At 72.1% G+C, this 21,984-nt stretch carries 19 protein-coding genes and 1 riboswitch; of the genes, 9 read left to right on the top strand and 10 right to left on the bottom strand.

The annotated features are described in order from the left end of the window. The first annotated feature begins 5 nt into the window (after positions 1 to 5). Positions 6 to 398, top strand: coding sequence for an FKBP-type peptidyl-prolyl cis-trans isomerase (locus tag ACQEUX_RS07200; RefSeq protein ID WP_433043055.1), 393 nt, complete (start codon positions 6 to 8; stop codon positions 396 to 398). 59 nt (positions 399 to 457) lie between these two features. Here the strand turns inward: ACQEUX_RS07200 and ACQEUX_RS07195 are convergent, their stop codons facing one another. Further along, a complete protein-coding gene (locus ACQEUX_RS07195) occupies positions 458 to 844 on the bottom strand; it encodes an STAS domain-containing protein (protein WP_433043052.1) in 387 nt (128 codons plus the stop codon). Between the two features lie 239 nt (positions 845 to 1,083). On the opposite strand from ACQEUX_RS07195, the gene ACQEUX_RS07190 reads away from it, so the two are divergent. Then, positions 1,084 to 2,100 (top strand): SMP-30/gluconolactonase/LRE family protein, encoded by a 1,017-nt coding sequence (locus ACQEUX_RS07190; protein ID WP_433043049.1) that lies wholly within the window; start codon positions 1,084 to 1,086, stop codon positions 2,098 to 2,100. 147 nt (positions 2,101 to 2,247) lie between these two features. Here the strand turns inward: ACQEUX_RS07190 and ACQEUX_RS07185 are convergent, their stop codons facing one another. Next, on the bottom strand, positions 2,248 to 3,516 hold the full coding sequence (locus ACQEUX_RS07185; RefSeq protein WP_433043046.1) for an Ig-like domain-containing protein: 1,269 nt from the start codon (positions 3,514 to 3,516) through the stop codon (positions 2,248 to 2,250). A gap of 832 nt (positions 3,517 to 4,348) precedes the next feature. On the opposite strand from ACQEUX_RS07185, the gene ACQEUX_RS07180 reads away from it, so the two are divergent. Both ACQEUX_RS07180 and ACQEUX_RS07175 read left to right on the top strand, forming a co-directional pair. Continuing rightward, positions 4,349 to 5,305 carry a sugar phosphate isomerase/epimerase family protein gene (locus ACQEUX_RS07180; RefSeq protein ID WP_433043043.1) on the top strand — a complete coding sequence of 319 codons (957 nt, stop codon included), beginning with the start codon at positions 4,349 to 4,351 and terminating at the stop codon, positions 5,303 to 5,305. A 23-nt stretch (positions 5,306 to 5,328) separates the two neighbouring features. Next, positions 5,329 to 7,434, top strand: coding sequence for a PQQ-dependent sugar dehydrogenase (locus ACQEUX_RS07175; RefSeq protein WP_433043040.1), 2,106 nt, complete (start codon positions 5,329 to 5,331; stop codon positions 7,432 to 7,434). 102 nt (positions 7,435 to 7,536) lie between these two features. On the opposite strand, the gene ACQEUX_RS07170 is transcribed toward ACQEUX_RS07175, so the two are convergent. The 4 genes from ACQEUX_RS07170 to pdhA all read right to left on the bottom strand — a co-directional run bounded on the left by ACQEUX_RS07170 (position 7,537) and on the right by pdhA (position 12,960). After that, complete coding sequence (locus ACQEUX_RS07170) at positions 7,537 to 9,216, bottom strand: right-handed parallel beta-helix repeat-containing protein (protein ID WP_433043037.1); 1,680 nt, start codon at positions 9,214 to 9,216, stop codon at positions 7,537 to 7,539. Positions 9,217 to 9,398: 182 nt separating this feature from the next. Then, the gene (locus ACQEUX_RS07165) at positions 9,399 to 10,784 is read right to left on the bottom strand and encodes a dihydrolipoamide acetyltransferase family protein (protein ID WP_433043034.1); all 1,386 of its coding nucleotides are present in this window, start codon (positions 10,782 to 10,784) and stop codon (positions 9,399 to 9,401) included. After that, the gene (locus tag ACQEUX_RS07160) at positions 10,781 to 11,797 is read right to left on the bottom strand and encodes an alpha-ketoacid dehydrogenase subunit beta (protein WP_433049644.1); all 1,017 of its coding nucleotides are present in this window, start codon (positions 11,795 to 11,797) and stop codon (positions 10,781 to 10,783) included. Before ACQEUX_RS07160 ends, ACQEUX_RS07165 begins: the two co-directional genes overlap by 4 nt. Continuing rightward, a complete protein-coding gene (gene pdhA, locus ACQEUX_RS07155; RefSeq protein ID WP_433043031.1) occupies positions 11,794 to 12,960 on the bottom strand; it encodes a pyruvate dehydrogenase (acetyl-transferring) E1 component subunit alpha in 1,167 nt (388 codons plus the stop codon). The genes ACQEUX_RS07160 and pdhA overlap by 4 nt, the downstream gene beginning before the upstream one ends. Before the next feature lie 142 nt (positions 12,961 to 13,102). Between pdhA and ACQEUX_RS07150 the strand changes: the two genes are divergently transcribed. Beyond that, complete coding sequence (locus ACQEUX_RS07150) at positions 13,103 to 13,573, top strand: Lrp/AsnC family transcriptional regulator (protein ID WP_433049641.1); 471 nt, start codon at positions 13,103 to 13,105, stop codon at positions 13,571 to 13,573. Between the two features lie 5 nt (positions 13,574 to 13,578). On the opposite strand, the gene ACQEUX_RS07145 is transcribed toward ACQEUX_RS07150, so the two are convergent. Genes ACQEUX_RS07145 through ACQEUX_RS07130 form a run of 4 tightly spaced genes read right to left on the bottom strand, consistent with a single transcriptional unit; the run spans position 13,579 to position 17,802 of the window. Then, entirely contained in the window at positions 13,579 to 14,550 is a 972-nt protein-coding gene (locus ACQEUX_RS07145) for a DNA polymerase domain-containing protein (RefSeq protein WP_433043028.1), read from the bottom strand. 36 nt (positions 14,551 to 14,586) lie between these two features. Further along, complete coding sequence (locus ACQEUX_RS07140) at positions 14,587 to 15,891, bottom strand: acyltransferase family protein (RefSeq protein ID WP_433043025.1); 1,305 nt, start codon at positions 15,889 to 15,891, stop codon at positions 14,587 to 14,589. 22 nt (positions 15,892 to 15,913) lie between these two features. After that, a complete protein-coding gene (locus ACQEUX_RS07135; protein WP_433043022.1) occupies positions 15,914 to 16,888 on the bottom strand; it encodes an NAD-dependent epimerase/dehydratase family protein in 975 nt (324 codons plus the stop codon). A gap of 23 nt (positions 16,889 to 16,911) precedes the next feature. Beyond that, the gene (locus ACQEUX_RS07130; protein WP_433043019.1) at positions 16,912 to 17,802 is read right to left on the bottom strand and encodes a glycosyltransferase family 2 protein; all 891 of its coding nucleotides are present in this window, start codon (positions 17,800 to 17,802) and stop codon (positions 16,912 to 16,914) included. A 176-nt stretch (positions 17,803 to 17,978) separates the two neighbouring features. Between ACQEUX_RS07130 and ACQEUX_RS07125 the strand changes: the two genes are divergently transcribed. The 4 genes from ACQEUX_RS07125 (at position 17,979) to ACQEUX_RS07110 (ending at position 21,747) form a co-directional block, all read left to right on the top strand. Beyond that, positions 17,979 to 19,538, top strand: a complete 1,560-nt coding sequence (locus tag ACQEUX_RS07125) for a glycosyltransferase family 39 protein (RefSeq protein ID WP_433043016.1) — start codon at positions 17,979 to 17,981, stop codon at positions 19,536 to 19,538. A gap of 44 nt (positions 19,539 to 19,582) precedes the next feature. Beyond that, positions 19,583 to 20,314, top strand: coding sequence for a histidine phosphatase family protein (locus tag ACQEUX_RS07120; RefSeq protein ID WP_433043013.1), 732 nt, complete (start codon positions 19,583 to 19,585; stop codon positions 20,312 to 20,314). After that, positions 20,298 to 21,173, top strand: coding sequence for an NAD(P)H-hydrate dehydratase (locus ACQEUX_RS07115; protein ID WP_433043010.1), 876 nt, complete (start codon positions 20,298 to 20,300; stop codon positions 21,171 to 21,173). Before ACQEUX_RS07120 ends, ACQEUX_RS07115 begins: the two co-directional genes overlap by 17 nt. Before the next feature lie 73 nt (positions 21,174 to 21,246). Then, positions 21,247 to 21,747 (top strand): hemerythrin domain-containing protein, encoded by a 501-nt coding sequence (locus ACQEUX_RS07110; protein ID WP_433043007.1) that lies wholly within the window; start codon positions 21,247 to 21,249, stop codon positions 21,745 to 21,747. A gap of 133 nt (positions 21,748 to 21,880) precedes the next feature. Further along, positions 21,881 to 21,970: riboswitch (ZMP/ZTP riboswitch) on the top strand. The last annotated feature ends 14 nt before the right edge of the window (positions 21,971 to 21,984 follow it).

Below are 21,984 nucleotides of genomic sequence, written 5' to 3'. Positions count from 1 at the left end.
CCCGCATGAACCAGGCAGCAGGCGCCCGATCGGGCAAGCCCGAGGTGGGTCCGATCGAGGGTGCGCCGCCGGCCGACCTCGTGATCGAGGACGTCACCGTGGGTGAGGGACCGCAGGCTGAGCCGGGCCAGCTGGCCAGCGTGCACTACGTCGGCGTGTCCCACTCCACCGGCGGCGAGTTCGACTCGTCCTGGAACCGGGGCGAGGCGTTCGAGTTCCCGCTCGGCGGCGGTCAGGTCATCGCCGGGTGGGACCAGGGCGTCGTCGGCATGCGCGTCGGCGGCCGGCGCCGCCTCACCATCCCGCCACACCTGGGGTACGGCGACCGCGGCGCGGCCGGCGCCATCAAGCCGGGCGAGACGCTGGTCTTCGTCGTGGACCTGCTCGGCGTGCGCTGACCGGTTCTCGGGGGGTCGTCGGCCCGCGCCGACGGCCCTCCGGGGCCACTGCGGTCAGGTCAGGCGGCCAGCTGCAGCTGCGCGGTCGTGACCACCGGGCGACGCGCGGCCTCGACCACCCGGGCCGGCTCCAGGATCGGCATCACGCGGTGCAGGCCGGTAGCGCGCAGCACCCGCGCCACCACCGGAGTCGGGTCGACCAGGACCAGCTCCCCACCTCGGGCCCGGACGCGCAGATGCGCGGCGAGCAGCGCGCGGACACCCGCGGCGGAGAGCAGCCGCAACCCGGACAGCTCCAGCTGGAGCACCGGGCGGGCCGGCGCGGACCACAGCGCGGACCGGAACGCGGCCACCGTGGCGATGTCGACCTCGCCGGCCACCCGCACGAGGACCATCTGGTCACCCACGCTGACCTGCACATCGAGCCGGTCGGTCTGCTCTCCCATGCCCTGAAATCTAGCCGCCACCCCCGACACTTTCGCCCCTGGGCGGAGTGATTCCGGGTACGCCCAGGGGCATACCCCGAGGTGCCCCTCATCCCTCTCGGGGTGGAGGCCCGGGCTCCGGCCTCGGCGCAGCCCAGCGGCCCGGCCGGTGCTCCACCCCAGGTCGTGATCATCCCGGTCGGCGCGCCGCGTGAGCGAAGATTCGGAAACGACTGGCGTCGCCGGTGGAGAATAGGCCGATGCTGATCCCTCGGCCCCGGCCGCCCCGGCTGATCCGTCCCGTCCGCGAGCCGGCAACGGTCCCTCCGGCGCTGGTCGGGGCGTGGGCCGCCACCGACCGCCGGCTCGACCGAGCCGAGTTGCTGCCCCTCCCCGACGGTGCCGTCGGCCCGGAGGACGTGCTGGTCGACGGCACCGGCCGGGTGATCAGTGGCGACGAGGACGGTCGGCTCTGGTGGTGGCCGGTCGACGCGCCGGCCGGCACCCGACCCCGGCTGCTGGCCGAGACCGGCGGCCGCCCGCTCGGCATCGAGGTGGACCCGTCCGATGCGTCGCTGGTGGTCTGCGACGCGTACCGAGGGTTGCTGCGGGTCACACCCGACGGCGCGGTGCGCGAACTGACCGGGACCGCGCCACCGGTGCACCTGGCCAACAACGCGACGGTGGGCCGCGACGGCACCATCTACTTCACCGACAGCTCCGACCGGTTCCCGGTCTCGCACTGGAAGCGGGACCTGCTGGAACACCGCCCCAACGGCCGGGTGCTGGCCCACCACCCGGGCAGCGGCCGCACCGAGGTGGTGACCGACGGGCTGTACTTCCCCAACGGGATCGCACTGACACCGGACGAGTCAGCGCTGATGCTCGTGGAGACCAGCACCCACCGCCTGCTCCGCGTCGAGCTGAGCGGCGGCGTCCGGGTTCTCGCGGACCTGCCCGCGTACCCGGACAACCTCGCCGCCGTGGGCGACGGGACGTACTGGATCGCGCTGCCCAGTCCGAGGGTGCCGATCGCCGAGTGGTTGCTGCCGCACCCGCGACTGCGCCAGATCGCCGCGTTGCTGCCCGACGCGATGCAGCCGCAGCCCCGCCGCTACGGGCTGGTCGCGCTGGTCGACGGCACGGGCGCGGTCCGCCGGACGCTGCACGGCCCGGACGGGCACTACCGCATGATCACCGGGGTACGCCAGCACCGCGATCAGCTCTGGCTGGGCAGCCTGGTTGGGCCCGGGGTGGCACGCGTACCCCTGGATTGACCGTTCGGACGCCCGCTTGCTCACCCGAACCTGTCACCGCCTCGACCGGTGATCGACTCCGGTCGGCGGTGCGTGACCTCAGGACGCCGCACGAGGGGCCGGCCCGCCGTGCTGGCGGGCCGGCCCCGAGTGCCGGCTGTTGGTGTCTCAGCGGCCGCTGACCGAGGGCGCCGGGGCGGGCGAACCGCCGGCCACCGCACCCGGGTGCGCCGGGGCGACCGGCGCGGGCTTGAGCCCGGGCGGCACCGGCAGGGCGCTGCCGCGGACGAACTCGTCCCAGCTCACGTTCCAGGCGGTCCAGCCGTTGCCGGGTTGCAGCTCCACCTCGGTGCCCTTGACGGTGACCAGGTCACCGACCTGCGTCACACCCATCAACCAGTCGGCCGCGGTCGCGGAGACGTTCGCGCAGCCGTGCGACACGTTCGTGTTGCCCTGGTCCCCCTCCGACCACGGGGCGGAGTGAATGAACTCGCCGCCCCAGGTGTAGCGCTGCGCGTCGTCCACGTCGACCACGTAGCCGCCGTTCGGCTCACCCCGGGTGTCGAAGGTGGTCCGGTCGTGCTTCTCCATGATCACCATCTTGCCGCTGGAACTGGGCGTGCTCGGCTTGCCCAGGCTCACCGGGATCCGGCGGATCTGCTTGCCGTCGCGCAGCACCGTCATCTGCTTGGTGGCGTTGTCGATCTCCAGCGAGACCTGTCGTCCGATCTTGGAGGTCGCGGTCCGCTCGGCGTCGCCGATCCGATCCTTGCCGATCGGCAGGCCCTCCAATCCGGCCCGGACGCTGATCGTGGTCCCGGGCTTCCAGAAGTCGGGCGCCCGGTAATAGACCTGGGTACCGTCCTCGATCCACGACCAGGTGCCTGGCTGCGGCGGATTGGTTTTCACGAACAACCGCCGCTGGACATCCGCTCTGGCCTCTTTCGGAATTGGCGGGTCGAACGCGACGGTTACCGGCATCGCTGTGCCGTACGTCCGATTGCCGACGAAATAGAGAGTGCTGGTGATCTGCGGTTTGGTCGACTTGGCCATCGTGGTGAAAGTGGTGGTGCGGGTGGTGGTGGCACCCGAGTCACCGGTCGCGGTCACCTCGGCGGTGTAGGTCCGTCGCGGTTGCAGTGGCGCGGTCGGCACCCAGCCCGAGCCGTCCTCGCGCGGCTCGGCGTTGACCTGCTTGCCCTTGTCGTCGGTGAGGCGTACGCCGGTGACCCGTCCCCCCTTGACCACGGTGCCCACCTCAGCGCTGACCGGGACGTCCCGGGCCTTGTCCCCCGGCGTCACGGCGAGCTCCGGCGGGGCGGCGTGCTTCTTTGCCGAACCGGCCGCCGACTCCCGGTCGGCGGTGCACCCACCCAGGACGAGTGGTGCGGCTGCGATGGTTACCGCCAACAGCGTCAATCGCCGCCTAGACGTCATGTTCAGTCCCCCCGTTTTCGACTTCCCTCTGCCACATTCTCGCCTCCTCGACAGGGGCGTCCACCGCATTCGCAAATAATCGTCGGCGCATTTACGGACGCATTTTCCGGCAGTGTTCCGCTTGGCGGAACAAGAGTTCAAGCGACCTCTCTCAGGTCCTTTGCTCTGCTTCAGCGGACGCACCACCGACTGTCCGAATAAAGGGCATCTGGTCGCGCCTGAGGTGAAGCGGGGCGAAGGAGGCGTACGGCCGGTTGCCATCCAGGGGCGGCAACCCCTGTTCGTGATCGACTCGGTTCCGGTGACCTCGGGGTATCGGGACCTCCCGGATACCGCGACGTCCCGCAAGCCGAGTGGATCATGCCCGGTCTGGGTGGTTCCGGGTCGTGGGCGTGGGGGGTGTCCACTCCGACGGGCCCTGGAGGCGCGATCCGGTGCGTCCGCGGGGCGGAGCCATGGCCGGGCTGGACCGCCGGAGATCGCGCGACCCAGCGAGCGCGGGCAGGAGGAGGTCAGGCCGGGTCGCGTACGCCGAGGACGGACTTTTGTCGACTGGAGGGCAAACTTCTGCCGAACGCGACGAACCTTTGCCTTCGTCCGGAGGCAAGGGTAGGGTCACGATCTAGATAGAGGGTTGCCCATTCGTCGATCAGCTTGCCGCCACCCCTGCCGGGTCGCCGCGTTCCGCTCCCGATGGGTCCGGGCCGCACCCGTGCACCGTCCCTCACCGTCCAGCCGGAGCACGCCTCCGGCCGGTTCGGCGCGCCCGGGCGACGGCAGCCAGGTCGACCGCCGTCGACGGCGTACCAGCCGTCAGGAAGGGACCACCACCATGGATCAACAGATCGACCGACCGGCGCCGACAGCGGTGTCCGGGCCGGTCAGTCGGCGCGGAGTGCTCCGCGCCGCGACCGTCTCCGCCGCCGCTGTCGGCGCCGCCGGCCTGCTCGCCAGCTCGACCACCGCCGCGTCGGCCAAGCAGTCCCAGGGCCGCCGCCGGGTGCCGGTGGACCGGATCAGCATCCAGCTCTACACGCTGCGTGATCAGCTCGCCGCCGACCTGCCCGGCACCCTGGACGCGCTGCGCCGGATCGGCTACCGGCGGGTGGAGCACGCCGGCTTCGTCGGACGCACCGCCGCGCAGTTCCGGGCCGCGCTCGACGAGGCCGGGCTGCGCTCCACCTCCGGGCACACCGGCATCCCGCAGCCCTTCGACGACGCCACCTGGGAACGTGCCCTCGCCGACGCGAACGTCGTGGGCTGCAAGAAGATCGTCCACCCGTACTTCGGTCGGGACGCCAACGGCCAGCCGATCCGGGACCCCGCCGTCTACCGGGCCCTCGCCCGGGATCTGAACCGCGCCGGTCGGCTCGCCGAACGCGCGGGGCTCGACTTCGGCTACCACAACCACCAACTCGAGTTCGTGCCGCTGACCGACGGCTCGACCGGGTTCGACATCCTCACCGGGCAGACCGATCCCCGGCTGGTCCACTTCGAGCTCGACCTCTACTGGACCTGGCGGGGCGCGCACGACCCGGTCGACGTGATCCGGGCCAACCGCGGCCGGATCCGTCAGGTGCACGTCAAGGACCTCGACGTCGAGGGCAGCTTCGCTGACCTCGGGGACGGCCTCATCGACTTCGGCCGGATCTTCGCCTACGAGCGGGAGGCGGGGATCGAGGAGTACATCGTGGAGCGCGACGACGCCGGCACGCCGCCACGCTCCCCCGCCGACGCGCTGGACACCGCTCGCGTCGGCTTCGACTATCTCGCTTCAATCCGGTACTGAAAACCACCTCGGGGGACGACCTGATGAACAGGACCGCATTCGTGTCCGCCCTGCTGCTGGTAACGGCCGGCCTGGCCGTACCACCGTCGGCCGCCGCCGCCGCACCCGCGCCGGCCGCACCACCGGACAGCAGCTTCCAGAAGGTGACACTGAACGACTTCCCGGGCGAGCCGATGAGCCTCGCCGTCCTGCCCGACCTGCGTGTGCTGCACACCTCCCGCACCGGTGAGGTTCGCATCCACGACCCGCGCACCGGGCTGAACACCCTCGCCGCCGACATCCCGGTGTACGAGCACGACGAGGAGGGGCTGCAGGGGGTCGCCATCGACCCGAACTTCGCCCAGAACAAGTGGGTCTACCTCTACTACTCGCCGCCGATGGACACGCCGGTGGACGACCCCGCCACCCCGGACGTCAACGAGGGGGACGCGCCGGAGGTCGGCACGGCGGCGGACTGGCAGCGGTTCAAGGGCGCGTTGCGGCTGTCCCGGTTCAAGCTGGACGGGATGAAGCTGAACCTCGCCAGCGAGCAGCAGATCATCGACGTGGCCACCGACCGGGGGATCTGCTGCCACGTCGGCGGGCAGATCGACTTCGACAGCAAGGGCAACCTGTACCTGTCGACCGGTGACGACACCAACCCGTTCGCCTCCGACGGCTACATCCCGATCGACGAGCGGGCCGACCGGAACCCGGCGTACGACGCGCAGCGCACCTCGGCCAACACCAACGACCTGCGCGGCAAGCTGCTCCGCATCCGGGTGAAGCCCGGTGGTGGCTACACGGTGCCGGCCGGCAACCTGTTCAAGCCGGGGACACCGCAGACCCGCCCGGAGATCTACGCGATGGGGCTGCGCAACGCGTTCCGGTTCGCCGTCGACCGGCGTACCGACAACGTGTACCTGGGCGACTACTCGCCCGACGCCTCCAATGCCAACCCGGAGCGCGGGCCGGCCGGGCACGGCCGGTGGATGCTGGTCGACAAGCCGGCGAACTACGGCTGGCCGTACTGCGTGACGCCGACGCTGGCCTACCGCGACTACGACTTCGCCACCGGCGAGTCCGGTCCGAAGTTCAACTGCAACCGCCCGGTCAACGACTCGCCCCACAACACCGGCAAGCGGCAGTTGCCGCCGGTCGAGCAGCCGGAGGTCTGGTACCCGTCCGCAACCTCCGCTGAGTTCCCGCAGTTGGGCACCGGCGGCATCGGCCCGATGGGCGGCCCGGCGTACGACTACGACGGGACCAGCACGTCGCGGACCCGGTGGCCGGCCTACTACGACGGGGTCCCGCTGTTCTACGAGTGGACCCGGGACTACATCAAGGAGTTCCGCCTCGACGAGGACGGCGACGTGAAGGACATCCGTCCGGTGGTGCCGTCACTGGTGGTGGACAACCCGATGGACCTGGAGTTCGGCCCGGACGGCGCGCTCTACGTCCTGGAGTACGGCGACGGCTACTTCGCCGAGAACCCGGACGCACAGCTGTCCCGGATCGACTTCGTCCGGGGCAACCGGACGCCGATCCCGAAGGTCAGTGGCACCCCGACCGTCGGGCAGGCCCCGCTGACCGTCGCGTTCTCCAGCGCCGGCACCACCGACCCGGACGGTGACGCGCTGCGCTACGCGTGGGACTTCAACGCCGATGGTTCGGTGGACAGCACCGATCCCAACCCCACCTGGACGTTCCAGGAGAACGGCTCGTACACCCCGACGCTGAAGGTGACCGACCGCACCGGACGGTCCGCCTCGGCGACCCTGCCGCTGGTGGTCGGGCCGACCGCGCCGATCGTCGAGTTCGTCGCCCCGGTGGCCGGGCAGCCCTTCCAGTTCGGGCAGACGGTCGCGTACGAGGTGAAGGTCACCGACGACCTGCCGGTGGACTGCTCCCGGGTGAAGGTCACCTACGTGCTCGGGCACGACGAGCACGGGCACCCGCTGTCCACGGCGACCGGGTGCTCCGGGACGATCCCCACCTTCGTGGACGGTGGACACAGCGGCGCGGACAACCTGACCGCGGTCTTCGTCGCGGAGTACACCGACGCGCCGACCGAGCCGGGTGTGCCGCCGCAGTCCGCCACGGCCACGGTCGTGCTGGACCCGACCCCGGTTGCCGGCCTGGCCGGCTGACAGCTGCACCATGACAGCGGCGGCGGCCGGAACACTCCGGCCGCCGCCGCACGTCGTTCAGTTCCGAGTCCCGCCGGGGTACGCGCCGCCGCGGGTGGTCGCTCAGCTCCAGTCGCTGTCGACGTGGTTGTCCCGCCAGCGTCCGCCCACCGGCGGGGTGTCCAGCCGCATCCCGTCGTCGGCGTTGCCGGCGAGGTCGTTGTCCTCGACCCGGCAGTCCACGCAACTGCCGCGCTCGGTTATCCACAGCCCGTGCGTCTGGGTCTGCTCGTCGTGGTTGTCCCAGATCCGGTTGCCCCGGATGGTGGCCGAGTCGAACGGCGCGTCGATGGTGATGCCGGCTCGCCGTCGCGGTGCGGCGGACAGTTCATAGCCGCATCCCGGCGGCGGCACGTCCCCGCTCCACGCGGTGAACGCGTCCGGGCGGACCGGGGCGAGGGTGAGTTCGTCGCCGGTGTTGGAAGCGACCATGGCGACGGATCGCCCCACCCGCAGGACCTTGCCCCGGTGCCCGTCGTGCGGCCAGTTGGCTGACCGATCCACCAGGCACCGTTCGCTGTAGCGGACGGCGTCGCCCGTACCGCCGGCACCCTCGGCGCACTGCCGCCCGTTGTTGCGGATCCGGTTGTTGAGCAGCACCCCGTCGGTCATCTGGTGGTCGATCCGGACCGCGTCGAGCCCGTTGCCCCACAACTCGTTGCTCTCGATCACCACGTCCCGGATCGGGCCCTGGTAACCGCGCCCGAGGTTGTGCGCGTGATAGCCGTGCCGGCCGTTTCCGCTGATCCGGTTACCCCGGACGGTGTACGGGCCGGGGCTGTTGCCGATGCTGACCCCGTCGCGCATGTTGCCGTCGATCACGCAGTCGGTCAGCAGCCCACCCCGGCCGGCCACGGACGAGGTGCCCTGCGCCGACACGTCGAATCCGGTCTCCAGGTTGCCGGTCATCGTGCAGGCGGAGACGATCAGACCGTCGGCGCCCCAGTCGGAGATGCCGAACCGGTTGCCCTGACTGTGGCAGCCGATGATGCGGTAGCCGCGGGGCGGTTCCCAGTAGTCCTTCTGCAACTCCAGGAAGATCCCGTTGGTGCCGTTGGCCAGGGCAGTGCAGTTGGCGATGGTGAGCCGCTCCACCGTGCCCCACCCGCCGATGCCGACGCCGATGCCGGCTCCGCCCATCTGCTCGCCGTTGTCCAGTCGGCCACAGCCGACCACCACCACGCCGTCGATCAGGGAATCCTGGAGGAAGTCGCAGCCCAGCCCGGTGGCCGCGGTGTGGTGGATGTAGAGGTTGCGGAACACGCCGCGCACCACGTACTGCAGGCCGAGACCCTTGGCCAGGTAGCTGTACTCGGCCATGGCCACGCCCGAGCCGTCGATCTGGAAGTCGGCGAAGGTGCAGTCGGCGATGTGCCGATCCCGGTTCGCGCCGTGCTGCACCGTGGTCCAGAAGGCCAACGGGGTCGGGTCGGAGCGGTTGCCCTCGTTGCTGAGCATGAACCGGGTCGCCGCCGGCCCGGCCCCGATCAGCGACACCCCGCTACGCCACACCGTGCCGGCGTCCCGGATCGAGTAGATGCCGGGCGGGCAGTAGATGATCCGGGCCCGCCCGTCCGAGGCGTACCCGGCGCCGAGGCGGTCCACCAGGGCGGCCAGGGCCGGCTGGTCGTTGGTCGAACCGTCACCGGTCAGCCCGTACTCCCGCGCGTCGCAGTACAGCGGCGCGCCGGCCGAGGCGGGCCGTCGTACCCGGACCGCGTTCGGTAGCACCTGGTACGCCACGGTCCGGCTCCCTCCGACGCGATTGGTGCGCTCCGGCGGGGCCGACTTCCCGATGACACCGCCGGGAAACCCCGGCCTGATGACACCGCCGGGAAACCCCGGCCCGATGACACCGCCGGGAAACCCTGGACGTGCGCCGGCCCTGGCGCCGCAGAGGCAGCGCCAGGGCCGGGCGTACGCCGTCAGACGGCGGCGATCAGCAGCGCCGGGCGCTCCACGCAGTCGGCGACGTGCCGCAGGAAACCACCGGCCACCCCGCCGTCGCAGACCCGGTGGTCGAAGGTGAGGCTGAGCTGGGTCACCTTGCGGACGGCGAGTTGACCGTCGACCACCCACGGCTTGTCCACGATCCGCCCAACCCCGAGCAGGGCCGCCTCCGGATGGTTGATGATCGGCGTGGAGCCGTCGACGCCGAACACCCCGTAGTTGTTCAGCGTGAACGTGCCGCCGGTCAGCCGGGCCGGTGGCAGGCTGCCCGCCCGCGCGGCGGCGGTGGTCGCCGCCAGTTCGGCGGCCAGCTCGGCGGTGGTGAGCCGCTGGGCGTCGCGCAGCACCGGCACGAGCAGGCCCCGGTCGGTCTGCGCGGCGATGCCGAGGTGCACCCCGGCGGACTGGACGATCCGCTGCGCCTCGGTGTCGACCCGGGAGTTGAGCTGCGGGTACCGGCGCAGCCCGCTGAGGCAGATCCGGGCCAGCAGGGCCAGGATGCTCACCGGTGCGTCGGGTGTCGCCGCGTTGATCGCGGCCCGGGTCTCCAGCAGCCCGGTGGCGTCCACGTCGACCCAGATGGTCACCTCGGGGATCTCGCGCCGGCTGCGCGAGAGCTTGTCGGCGATCACCTTGCGGACGCCGGTGAGCGGAACGATCACGTCGCCGTCCCCGGACGGGGAGAGCGCGACGTGCGGGGACGGCACGGCGGCGAGCCGGGCGGCGGGCACGGTCAGCGCCGCCTCCACGTCGGCGCGGCGGATCACCCCGCCGGGCCCGGTGCCGCGCACCGTGCCCAGGTCGATGCCGCGCTCGCGGGCCAGCCGCCGCACGATCGGCGAGATGACCAGGGCGGACGGCGACCGCGCCGGATCGCCGGGCGCGATGCCCCCGCCGGGAGCACCGACGGCAGTGGGGCCGGTGCCGCCCGTCGGACCAGCATCGGCCGGACCAGCGTCGGCCGGTTCGGGGGCCAGTGCCAGCCGTGGTCGACGTCGACGCCGGGTGGCACCGCCGTGCCCGGTGCCGTACCCGATCAACACGTTGCCGGAGCCGGCCCGCTCCTCCTCACGGTAGGTGGCGTGCCCGGCGGGCTCGTCGCCGCCGTCCAGCGGCGCGATGGTGATCAACGGCTGGCCGACCGGGCGTACCTCACCGGCCGCGCCGTGCAGGGTGACCACCCGGCCGGCGTACGGGCAGGGCACGTCGACGACCGCCTTGGCGGTCTCCACCTCGACCACGGTCTGGTCGACCGTGACCACGTCACCCACGGCGACCCGCCACTCGACGATCTCAGCCTCGCTCAGCCCCTCGCCCAGGTCGGGCAGGAGGAAGACCTGCGTCCGTTCGACGGTGGTCATGCCGCGCTGCCCTGCGCCGCCCAGCGCGGGTCCGGCTGGTCGTCCCACTGCAGGCGGGCCACCGCGTCGAGCACCCGGTCCACCCCGGGGAGGTGCGTGTGCTCCAGCATCGGCGCCGGGTACGGGATGTCCAGCCCGGCCACCCGCAGCACCGGGGCGTGCAGCGCGTGGAAGCAGCGCTCCTGCACCCGGGCGGCGATCTCCGCGCCGACGCCCGCGAAGCCGGGCGCCTCCTGGATCACCACACACCGGCCGGTGCGCCGGACCGAGGCGGTGATGGTGGCGTCGTCGAACGGCACGATGGTGCGCACGTCCACCACCTCCAGGTCCCAGCCCTCCTCGCGGGCGGCCTCGGCGGCCTCCAGCGCGACCGGCACCGCCGGACCGTACGCCACCAGGGTGGCGTCGCGTCCCGGACGGCGCACGACGGCCCGGCCGAACGGCTCGGTACGCGCCGGCAGAGCCGCCTCGGCGCTGCCGAAGTAGAGCTTCTTCGGCTCCATGAAGACCACCGGGTCGGGGTCGTCGATCGCCTCGCGCAGCAGCGAGTACGCGTCCTCGACGGTCGCCGGGGTGACCACCTTCAGCCCGGGGGTGTGCGCGTAGTACGCCTCGGACGAGTCGCAGTGGTGCTCGACCCCGCCGATCCCACCGGCGTACGGCACCCGGATGACGATCGGCACGCTGAGCTTGCCCCGGGTCCGGTTGCGCAGCTTCGCCACGTGCGAGGCGATCTGCTCGAACGCCGGGTACGCGAACGCGTCGAACTGCATCTCGACCACCGGTCGCAGGCCGGACATGGCCAGGCCGACGGCGAAACCGACGATGCCGGCCTCGGCGAGGGGGGTGTCGAAACAGCGGTTCTCGCCGAAGCGGGCCTGGAGGCCGTCGGTGATCCGGAAGACGCCGCCGAGCGCGCCGACGTCCTCGCCGAAGATGACGACCCGGTCGTCGGCGGCGAGTGCGTCGGCCAGCGCGGTGTTGAGCGCCTTCGCCATGGTGGTGGCCATCAGGCGTCACCCTCCTCGTCGCGGGCGGCGGCCAGTTCGGCGCGGACCTGCTCGCGCTGTTCGATCAGCTGCGGGGTGGGCTGGGCGTAGACGTGGTCGAAGAGGCTCAGCGGGTCGACGGTGGGCTGCTCGTTCATCCGGGACCGCAGGTCCGCCGCGTACGCCTCGGCCTGCTCGGCGACCTCGGCGACCGCCGCGTCGTCGAGCACCCCGCGGGCGCGCAGGTAGGTCTCCAGGCGGGCGACCGGGTCCCGGTCCCGCCAGGCGTCGACCTCGGCGCCGTCGCGGTAGCGACTGGCGTCGTCGGCGTTGGTGTGCGGCTCCATCCGGTAGGTGTGCGCCTCGACCAGGTACGGCCCCTTGCCGGCGCGGGCGTGCGCGACCGCGCGGGTGAGCACGGCGAGCACCGCCACCGGGTCGTTGCCGTCGACCTGCTCGCTGGGCACGCCGTAACCGACGCCCTTGTAGGCCAGCGACGGCGCGGCGGTCTGCCGCGACAGCGGGACGCTGATCGCGTACCGGTTGTTCTGCACGAAGTAGACCACCGGCGCCTTGAACACGGCGGCGAAGTTGATCCCCTCGTGGAAGTCGCCCTCGCTGGTGGCGCCGTCACCGATGAAGGCCAGCGCCACGGTGTCGCGACCCTGGTACGCCTCGCCGTGCGCCAGCCCGGCGGCGTGCACGCACTGGGTGGCGAGCGGGGTGCACTGCGGTGCGGTCCGCACCTCGGTCGGGTCGTAGCCGCAGTGCCAGTCGCCGCGCAGCAGGGTGAGCACCTCGACCGGGTCGATGCCCCGGGCAACCAGCGCCATTGACTCGCGGTAGGTGGGGAAGACCCAGTCGGTGTCGCGGACCGCGAGCACCGCGCCGACCTGGCACGCCTCCTGGCCCCGCGAGGACGGGTATACGGCCAGGCGGCCCTGCTTGGTCAGGGCGGTCGCCTGGGTGTCGAACCGGCGGCCGAGCACCATCCGGCGGTACAGCTCGCGCAGCACCTCGACGGGGGGCTCCGGGTAGTCGGTGCGGGCGGGCAGCGGCGTGCCGGTCGGGTCGAGCAGGCGGACCGGCTCGGCGTCCGGCAGCAGCGGGCGCGCCGGGTCGGGCGGGGTGGCCGCCCGACGGGTGCGCGGGGATGCCCTGCGGACCGCCTGGGGAGTGGTCGTCACGGCGGAACCTCCTGGGACGTGTGGTGGGCCTATGCTTCCGCCTGTCGGATGATTGACTCAAGATCCACGCGGAAGGCGGGACGATTGGCATGCGGAAGGCATATCAGTGAGCCAGGAGACCGCCGACGAAGCCGGCCGGGCGATGGGATCGGGACGATCGGCCCGAGCCCTGGACGAGGTGGACCGGCGAATCCTCGACGAGCTGGTCCGTGACGGTCGGACGTCGGTGCGCACCCTCGCCGAGCGGATCCACATCTCCCGCACCAACGCGTACGCGCGAGTGGAGCGGCTGCTGCGCGACGGGGTCATCACCGGGTTCCGGGCCCAGGTGGCACCCGCCGCGGCCGGGCTCGGCACCTCGGCGTACATCGCGTTGACCATCGAGCAGAACACCTGGCGGGAGGTCTCCGCGGAGCTGGCCCGGGTGCGCTACATCGAGCACGCCGCGCTGCTCGGCGGCGACCACGACGTGCTCGCGCTGGTCCGCGCGCCGGACAACGCCGCACTGCGGGACGTGGTGCTGGGCCGGGTGCAGAGCATCCCCGGGGTGCTGTCCACCCGCACCTGGCTGGTCTTCGAGGAGTTCGACGGGGCCGGCAGCCCCTGGGCGTGACCGGCTCAGCGCTCCGGAGGGGCCTCCAGCCCCTCCCGGTCGGCCAGCTCCAGCAACGGTTCCAGCGAGTGCCGGTCGCCGTCCAGGCCGGCATGCGGGTCGCCGCGCTCGGCGAACCGCGCCGGCATGGACAGCACGTCGAAGTCCTCCGGCCGGGCGTCGTCCAGCTCGGCCCACTCCAGCGGCGCCGACACCAGGGCCCGAGGCGTCGGCCGGATCGAGTACGCCGACGTCACCGTGTGGTCCCGGGCCATCTGGTTGTAGTCGACGAAGACCGGCCGGTCCCGTTGCTCCCGCCACCAGGTGGTGGTGACCAGCTCCGGCAGCCGGCGCTGCATCTCCCGGCCCAGCGCCAGCACCGCCCGCCGGCACTCGCCGAAGCTCCACCGCGGCTCGATCGACAGGTAGACGTGCAGGCCCCGTCCGCCGGTGGTCTTCGGGTAGCCGGTCATGCCCAACTCGGCGAGGAACGCCCGCACCTCGTGGGCAACCGGCACCACCTGCGCGAACTCGACGCCGGGTAGCGGGTCGAGGTCGATGCGCAGTTGGTCGGGACGCTCCACGTCGGCGGCGGTGACCGGCCACGGGTGGAAGCGCAGGGTGCCCAGGTTTGCCGCCCAGATCACCACGGCCAACTCGCTCGGCGCGACCTCGTCGGCGGTGCGGCCGCTCGGGAAGGTGATGTGCGCGGTGCGCACCCACTCGGGCGCGCCCGCCGGCAGTCGCTTCTGGTAGAACGCGTCACCCCGGTTGGTCTGCCGGGTGGCGATCGTCGCGCCCTCGAAGACGCCGCGTGGCCAGCGTTCCAACATCGTCGGCCGGTCCCGCAAGGCGCGCAGGATGCCGTCACCCACCGCCAGGAAGTAGCGGACCACGTCCAGCTTGGTCAGCCCACGCTCCGGGAAGTAGGGCTTGTCGGGGCTGGAGACGCGGACCAGCCGCTTCCCCACCTGGATCTCCTGCGCCGGCGTCGCCACGCCCCCGAGGGTACGACGCCGGGACGGGCGTGCCGGCTACCGGCCGGAGACCAGCGTGGCGGGCTGCTGCGGCAGCTCCTCCGTCGGGCCGCCGACCTGCGCGGGCGGCGTCCCGGGCGGCTCCTCGGCCACCGCGGTCTGCTGCTCGACCGGCACCCCCTGCGACGACCGGCGGGCCACGAAGCCCGGCGTCCAGTCCTTCAACCGCAGGGCCGGACGCTCGACCAGCTTCCAGGACAGGAACGCGGCGGCGAACGCGACCGCGACCGACATCGCCGCGAACGGCACGTACCCCCAGCGACTCCAGCCCAGGCTCGTCATCACCTGCTGGAAGACGAACCCGTAGATGTAGATGCCGTAGGAGTAGTCGTTCTTGCGGCCCACCCAGTGCAGCTGGCGCGGCATCCGCACCGACAGCCAGACCAGCAGGTACGCGAACGCGGGCAGGCCGATGACGAAGAACCCGCCGAAGAGCAGCGACAGCCCGAGCGCCACCGCCGAGCCGATGCCCAGCGCGTCGTTGATCGGCACCCGCTCGCGGTAGAGATCGAGCGTCGCGCCGAAGGCGAAGAGGAAGCCCAGGTAGACGATGTAGTGGAAGCTCATCACGCCGACCAGGGGCGAGTCGAAGCTCCAGCTCGCCGTCGACGCCGGGCCGCTGAACTGCCCGGAACTCACCCAGTCGTGCACGATGCTGAGGTAGAGCGCGACGGTCAGGAACAGCACGAACCGGCGGGCGTTGCGCAGCACCGCGGTCACCGCCAGCACGCCCACCACGACGTAGCAGAACATCTCGTACTTCAGCGACCACAGGGCGCCGTTTAAGACGCTGTAGTTGACCTTCTCACCCCACGGGGTGGTCTCCGTGAACAGGTCCTGGATGCCGTACTGGCGGACGCCGGTCCACCAGTTGGCCTGCAGGTAGGCCAGCGGCCCGCCGCGGTCCCAGGCGTTGTCGAAGTAGCCGGCGGTGGTGCCGTGCTCGCGCAGCGCGACCAGCGGGGCGACCACCAGCGCGGTGATCAGCAGGCAGACCCAGAGACCCGGGAAGATGCGCAGGGCGCGGTGCCAGGCGTAGCGGATCAGGCCGGTACGCCGGGCGCTGCGGGTGATCAGCAGGCCGGAGAGCACGAAGAAGCCGTACACGGCCATGGTCCCGACGTTGGTCTGCCGACCGGTCAGGTGGTAGCCGAGGTCGTTGGCACCGAAGCCGAGCGGCTTGGAGTGCGACAGCACGACGCCCACAGCGAGGCAGAGCCGGATCAGCCCGATGCCGTTGCTACGGCCGGAGAGCAGGTCGGCCAGCGTGCCACGGGACCGGACGAGGGCGGGGGTAGTCATGCGGTCAGGAACCTCTCGACCATCAGGCGGGCACCTCGGCGCCGGCGCGCTCCCACAACTGCTTCATCTCGGTGTGCAGATCATCGCTCGGCGACCAGCCGAGCACCTCGGCGGCCAGCCCGACGTCGAGCCGCTGCCAGCTGGTCTCGGCCGGGCCGGTGTGCTCGGCCTCGACCAGATCGGTCGGCACCTCACTCACGTCGATGAGGAGCTGGACCATATCACGCGCACTGGCAGCCACCCCCCGACCAATGTTGATCACTCGGCCGGCCGCGTCGGGGCGGGTCGCGGCCAACAGCACGGCGGCGACCACGTCGCTGAGCCCGACGAAGTCGCGCCGGGAACCCAGCGGAGCCAGTTCCAGCCGGGCCCGCTCACCGGCCCGCTGGGCGTCGCGCAGCCGACCCGCGACCACCCCGAGCAGGCTGTGCCCGGGCTGACCGGCGCCGATGACGTTGCCGACGCGCAGCGTGACGCCCTCGATGAGGCCCTGCCGGTCCGCCTCGGCCACCGCCGTGGTGCAGCGCAGCTTGAACTCGCCGTACGCCATCACCGGCGCGGGGGTGAGCCGCTCAGGCATGGAGGTGTCGACGGGGACCAACCCGTACTCGTGCACGCTGCCCAACTGGATCACCCGGACCCGCCGGGGCAGCCGGCCCGCGGCCTCGATCAGCCGCTCGACCAGGGTGACGTTGACCGCGAGCATCTGCGCGTCGGTCAGCCCCCACATCCCGCCCGCCGCGTTGATCACCACGTCCGGGTCGAGATCGCGCAGCACCGCGGTGATCTCGTCGACGTCGGCGGCGGCCAGGTCCAGTGCGCGGACCACGACACCCGGGCCGATGTCGCGCGGGTTGCGCGCGACGGCGACCACGGCGTGACCCTGGTCGGCCAGCGCGCGGCAGATCGGGCGGCCGAGGAAGCCCGTGCCGCCGAGCACCGCCACCCGCAGGTGCCGCCCGGCGTCCTCGGCGGGGCGTCGTGGATTCACGGTCATCGCGTTCCCCTGGCTGTCGTCGCTCATCGGCCCGGCCCGAAGGCGTGCCGGGACAGGCTGCGCACACCGGCCATCTTGCCCGAGAGGACCGCCGACGGCAGCAGGGTGATGGCGTGCAGCCGGGACGAGGTGTAGCGGCGGGCCGCCCGGGCCGCCCGGGGCCACCCCTGCTCGTCCATCCGCCGGGCGACATCGACGAAGAACGCCCGCGCCTCGGTGAACCGGGAGCCGTTGACCGCGTCGGCGGCGGACTTGCTGACCGCGTGCCGCCGGTACTGGAAGCAGAGGGTGTTGTCGACCGCCATCTGCTCGCCCCGCTCGATCAGGTCGATCACCAGGGCAAGATCCTGGATGACCTGGAACTCGTCGCGGAAGTCGACGGCCTTCAGCGCGTCGGTCCGCCAGCAGATCGACGGGAAGTAGAACCAGCAGCCGCGCAGCAGGCTGGCCGCCAGATCCTCACCGCCCATCAGCTCGCGGGAGTCGACCCGGGGGGCGTAGAGGCGGCGCTTGGCCTCGTCGACCATGGTGTTGACGACCGTGCCGTCGGCGTCGATGACCTCGACGCCCGGCTGGACCATGCAGACACCCGGGTACTGCTCGATCACCGATCGCACGGTGGCGATGTAGTTGGGGTGCATGATGTCGTCCGTGCCCATCATCACCAGGTACTCGTGTTCGGCGAGGCCGACGCACTTGCGGTAGTTGCCGGTGACCCCGAGGTTGCGCTCGTTGCGCTGGTAGCGCACCCGCTCGTCGTCGATGCCGGCGAACCACTCCGGCACCCCCGGCTCGGTGCCGTCGTCGACCACCGTCAGCCGCCAACCAGGGTCACTCTGTGCCATCACGCTGCGCACCGCCGCCTGCATGAGGGGCACACTTCCGTAGTACGGCAGCATGATGTCGACAATCATCGGGTCGGCAGGCCTAACTGTGCGTGGCGGACAGGCGCGGCCACATTATCAGGTCCCACCCCCGTGATCGGGTACCGCCGAACCGGCCGGGTGGCCACCTCGACCGCCCCGACGGCGACCCCGGCGAGCGCTATCATCGTCGCGCCTGTACCGCCCGCCCCCCGGATCGGACGCCAATGTCAGACCGCGCCGTCGCCACCGACGCGCAGCCCGCGCAGACCGACGCGGGGCCGCCCCCGCCCACCGCCGGGCCGGACCGTCGGCGGCCACCCCTCGTCCGCCGGCTGGCGCTCAGCGTCTGGTTCTGGCCGACGGCGTTCGCCGCCCTCGCGGTCGGCTGGCGGCTCGGCAGCCCGGAGATGTGGCACGACGAGTTGGTCACCATCGACGTGGCGACCCGCTCGACCCGGCAGATCCTGGGCATGCTGGCGAACGTCGACGCCGTACACGGGGCGTACTACCTGTTCATGCACGCCTGGACGACGCTGGTCGGCACCGGGCCCGCCGCGGTGCGGCTGCCGTCGGTGCTGGCCATGGCCCTGGCCACCGCGTGCGTGGCGCTCGCCGGCCGACGGCTCTTCGACGGTACGACGGGTGTCGCCGCCGGCTTCGTCTTCGCCCTGGTGCCCACGGTCACCCGGTTCGGACAGGAGACCCGTTCGTACGCGTTCGTCGTTCTCGGCGCGGCCGCGGCCACCCTGTTCCTGCTCCGCGCGTTGGAGCGGCCGGGGTTGCTGCGCTGGGTGGCGTACGCGCTCGCCGTGGCCGGCATCGGCCTGGTGAACGTGGTGGCGCTGACCCTGCTGCTCGGGCACGGGGTGGCCGTTCTGATCCACTGCTGGCGGGAGCGCCGCTGGTGGTCGGTGGCCTGGTTCGCGCTGGCCACCGCCGGTGGGGCGGCGATCGCCGCGCCGGTGATCCTGCGCGGTATGAAGCAGGCGGGGCGGCAGATCAGCTGGATCCCGGACAGCGCCCCCTGGACGGTCTGGGAGCAGGTGTACGGCTCCCCGCTGATCGCCGCCGCGGTGACCGCACTGGCCGCGGTGGGTCTGCTGACCCACCTGCGCCGCGACGCCGCGGCCCGGACGGCGAGCGCGACGCTGGTCGCCGTGCTGCCGGTGCCGGTGATCCTGCTCGCCGCCACCGGCGACATCAACTACTTCTTCTCCAAGTACCTGCTGTTCCTGCTGCCGGCCTGGGCGGTGCTCGCCGGCGCGGGGATCGCCGCGCTGCGCCGCGCCCCGCTGGTGGCAGCGGCGCTCGTGGTGGTCGCCGCCCTGTCCGTGCCCGGTCAGCTCGCGCTGCGCGGGGAGTACTCGCACGGCTGGTACACCTATCCGCAGGCGCGGGCGTTCGCGCCGCTGTCCTACTCCCAGGCGGCGCGGATCATCGAGGCGGATTACCAGCCCGGCGACGGGCTCGTCGCGGGCGGCCCCTGGTGGTGGATGCACGAGCCCGGGGTGCGCTACTACCTCCCGGCGGACGTCTCGCCACGCAGCGTCTTCCAGCAGCGGTCGGCGGCCCAGCGCAACGAGCTGTTCGCCTCGGCGTGCGCCGACCCGGCGAGCTGCCTGCGGGACGAGCCGCGCATCTGGCTGCTGCTGCCGACGGTCACCGACACACCGCTGACCGGGCTGCCGAAGAAGCAGTCCGCCGTGCTCGCCGAGCGCTACGACGTGGTTCGGGTGACCCACCCGACCGGGCTCACCGTGGCCCTGCTGCAACGGCGCGGCTGAACCGGGCGCGGTTACCGCCGTCGGCGCCCGGGTAGGGGGTCGGCATGGCGGAACTGGCGACGCTCTGGATCATCCGACACGGTGAGAGCACCGCGAACGTGGCGGCGACCCACGCTGAGGCGTCCGGCGCGGAGCTGATCGGGCTCAGTCACCGTGACGCCGACGTGCCGCTCTCCCCCACGGGCGAGGACCAGGCCCGGGCCACCGGCCGATGGTTGGCCGGGCTGCCCCCGGACCGCCGGCCGGACGTGGCGGTGGTCTCGCCGTACCTGCGGGCGGTCTCCACCGCCGAGTTGGCGCTGCACGGCACCGGGGTGCCGGTGAGCCGGGACGAGCGGCTGCGCGACCGGGAACTGGGCATCCTCGACGGCCTGACCGGGCACGGGGTGCGCCGGCGGTACCCGGACGAGGCCGAGCGCCGGACACGGCTGGGCAAGTTCTACTACCGGCCGCCGGGCGGGGAGTCCTGGACCGACGTGGCGTTGCGGCTGCGGACGCTCCTCGCCGACCTGCGCCGGGACCACGAGGGCCAACGTGTACTGCTCTTCGGCCACGACGCGCTGGTCTTCCTGCTGCGCTACCTGGTGGAGGGGCTGACCGAGGCGGACCTGATGGCGCTGACCCGCGAGCACGTGATCGCCAACTGCTCCATCACCCACTGGTCCGCCGACGCACAGGAACGGCTGACCCCGGGCGGGTTCAACGAGGTCGGCCACCTGCACCGGCAGGGCGCCCAGCCGACCAGGGAGGACGAGATCCATGCCGAGCCGGTCTGAGGTGAAGGTGATCACACCGGGTCTGCTGCGGGACTGGGCGCTGCCGGTGCCCGCCGGCGGCAAGGAGAGTCGCGGCACCGTGCTGGTGGTCGGCGGCTCCCGCTTCACCCCCGGTGCGGTGCTGCTCGCCGGGGTGGCCGCGCTGCGCGCCGGCGCCGGTGTGCTCCAACTCGCCGCCGCCGAGTCCACCGCCGCCACGCTGAGCATCGAGGTACCCGAGGCGCTGGTGGTCGGGCTGCCGGAGACCTCCGACGGCGCGGTCGCCGCCGACCGGGACGGCCAGCTCGGCGAACTGGTCGCTCAGGCCGACGTGGTTGCCCTCGGCCCGGGACTGAAAGCGATCGACGAGACCAACCGCCTGCTCGAACTGGTCCTGGACGCGGCCCGCCCCGACACCGCACTGGTGCTCGACGCCTACGCCCTCGGCGCGCTGAGCCACGCGCCGGGCCTGCTGGTCGGCTCGGGCCGGCCCGTGGTGCTCACCCCCAACGTCACCGAGGCCGGGCACCTGCTCGGCCGGGACCCGGGCGACGACCTGGACGCCGAGGCGGTCGAGTTGGCCGCCCGGTACGGGGCGGTCGTCTCGCTCTACGGGCACGTGGCCGCCCCGGACGGGCGGGGTTGGCGGGAGGAGAGCGGCGACGCCGGGCTGGGCACCTCCGGCAGCGGGGACGTGCTCGCCGGGCTGCTGGCGGGGCTGCTGTCCCGGGGCGCCGACCCGGCGCAGGCCGCCTGCTGGGGCTCGTTCGCGCACGCGGTGAGCGGCCAGCGGCTGATCCCCCGGTACGGCCGGATCGGCTTCCTCGCCCGGGAGTTGCTCGACGAGATCCCCGGAACGCTGTCCATGGTGACCAGCTGATGCCCACTGTTTCCGCATTTGACCACCTGGGTACCGAGGACGGCACCAGACGAGATCCAGGGAGGTCATGCCAGTGTCCACCGATGCCATCGTCCTGCTCAAAGAGGACCACAAGGAGATGCGCCGCCTGTTCAAGGCCTTCCAGGATGCCGAGGAGGGCCCGGCGGGCCAGCGGCAGAAGCTGGTGGACCAGATCCTCGAGGCCCTCACCGTGCACACCTACCTCGAGAACGAGGTGATGTACCCGGAGGTCCGCCGGCTGCTGCCCGACCTCGAGGACGACATCCTCGAGTCGTACGAGGAGCACCACGTCGCCGACGTGCTCTGCGCCGAGCTGGCGAGCATGGACGCCGACGACGAACGCTTCAACGCCAAGACCACGGTGCTGATCGAGAACGTCACCCACCACGTCGAGGAGGAGGAGCAGGAGTGGTTCCCCAAGGTCCGCGACGCGCTGGGTCGTAAGCAACTCCAGGAGATCGGCGAGAAGATGATCGCGCTGCGGGCGGATGCCCCGCGTACCCCCACCGCGCCGAAGGCGATCAAGAAGGCGATGGACGCGACGACCGCCTGACTCAGCCGCGTACACCGAGGGGCTCGGCGCGATGCCGGGCCCCTCGGCGCGTGCCCCGCCGTCGATCGCCCAACCCTTTGGCGTGTGGCGAGCGGAGGTCGCCCGGGACGACCCCGGCCGGCCCGGTAGGATCAGCCCGGGCCGTTACTGGCGCGTGGGGATGGAGAACCATCGGGGAGCGGCCCCGTCACGAGGACGTTTGCCGAGCGCCTGGGCCTTCCGCACGTCCGTAGGAGG

The sequence above is a fragment of the Micromonospora sp. CA-259024 genome (assembly GCF_050936255.1).
GTDB lineage: Bacteria > Actinomycetota > Actinomycetes > Mycobacteriales > Micromonosporaceae > Micromonospora.
This window is presented reverse-complemented; position numbering and strand designations above follow the sequence as displayed.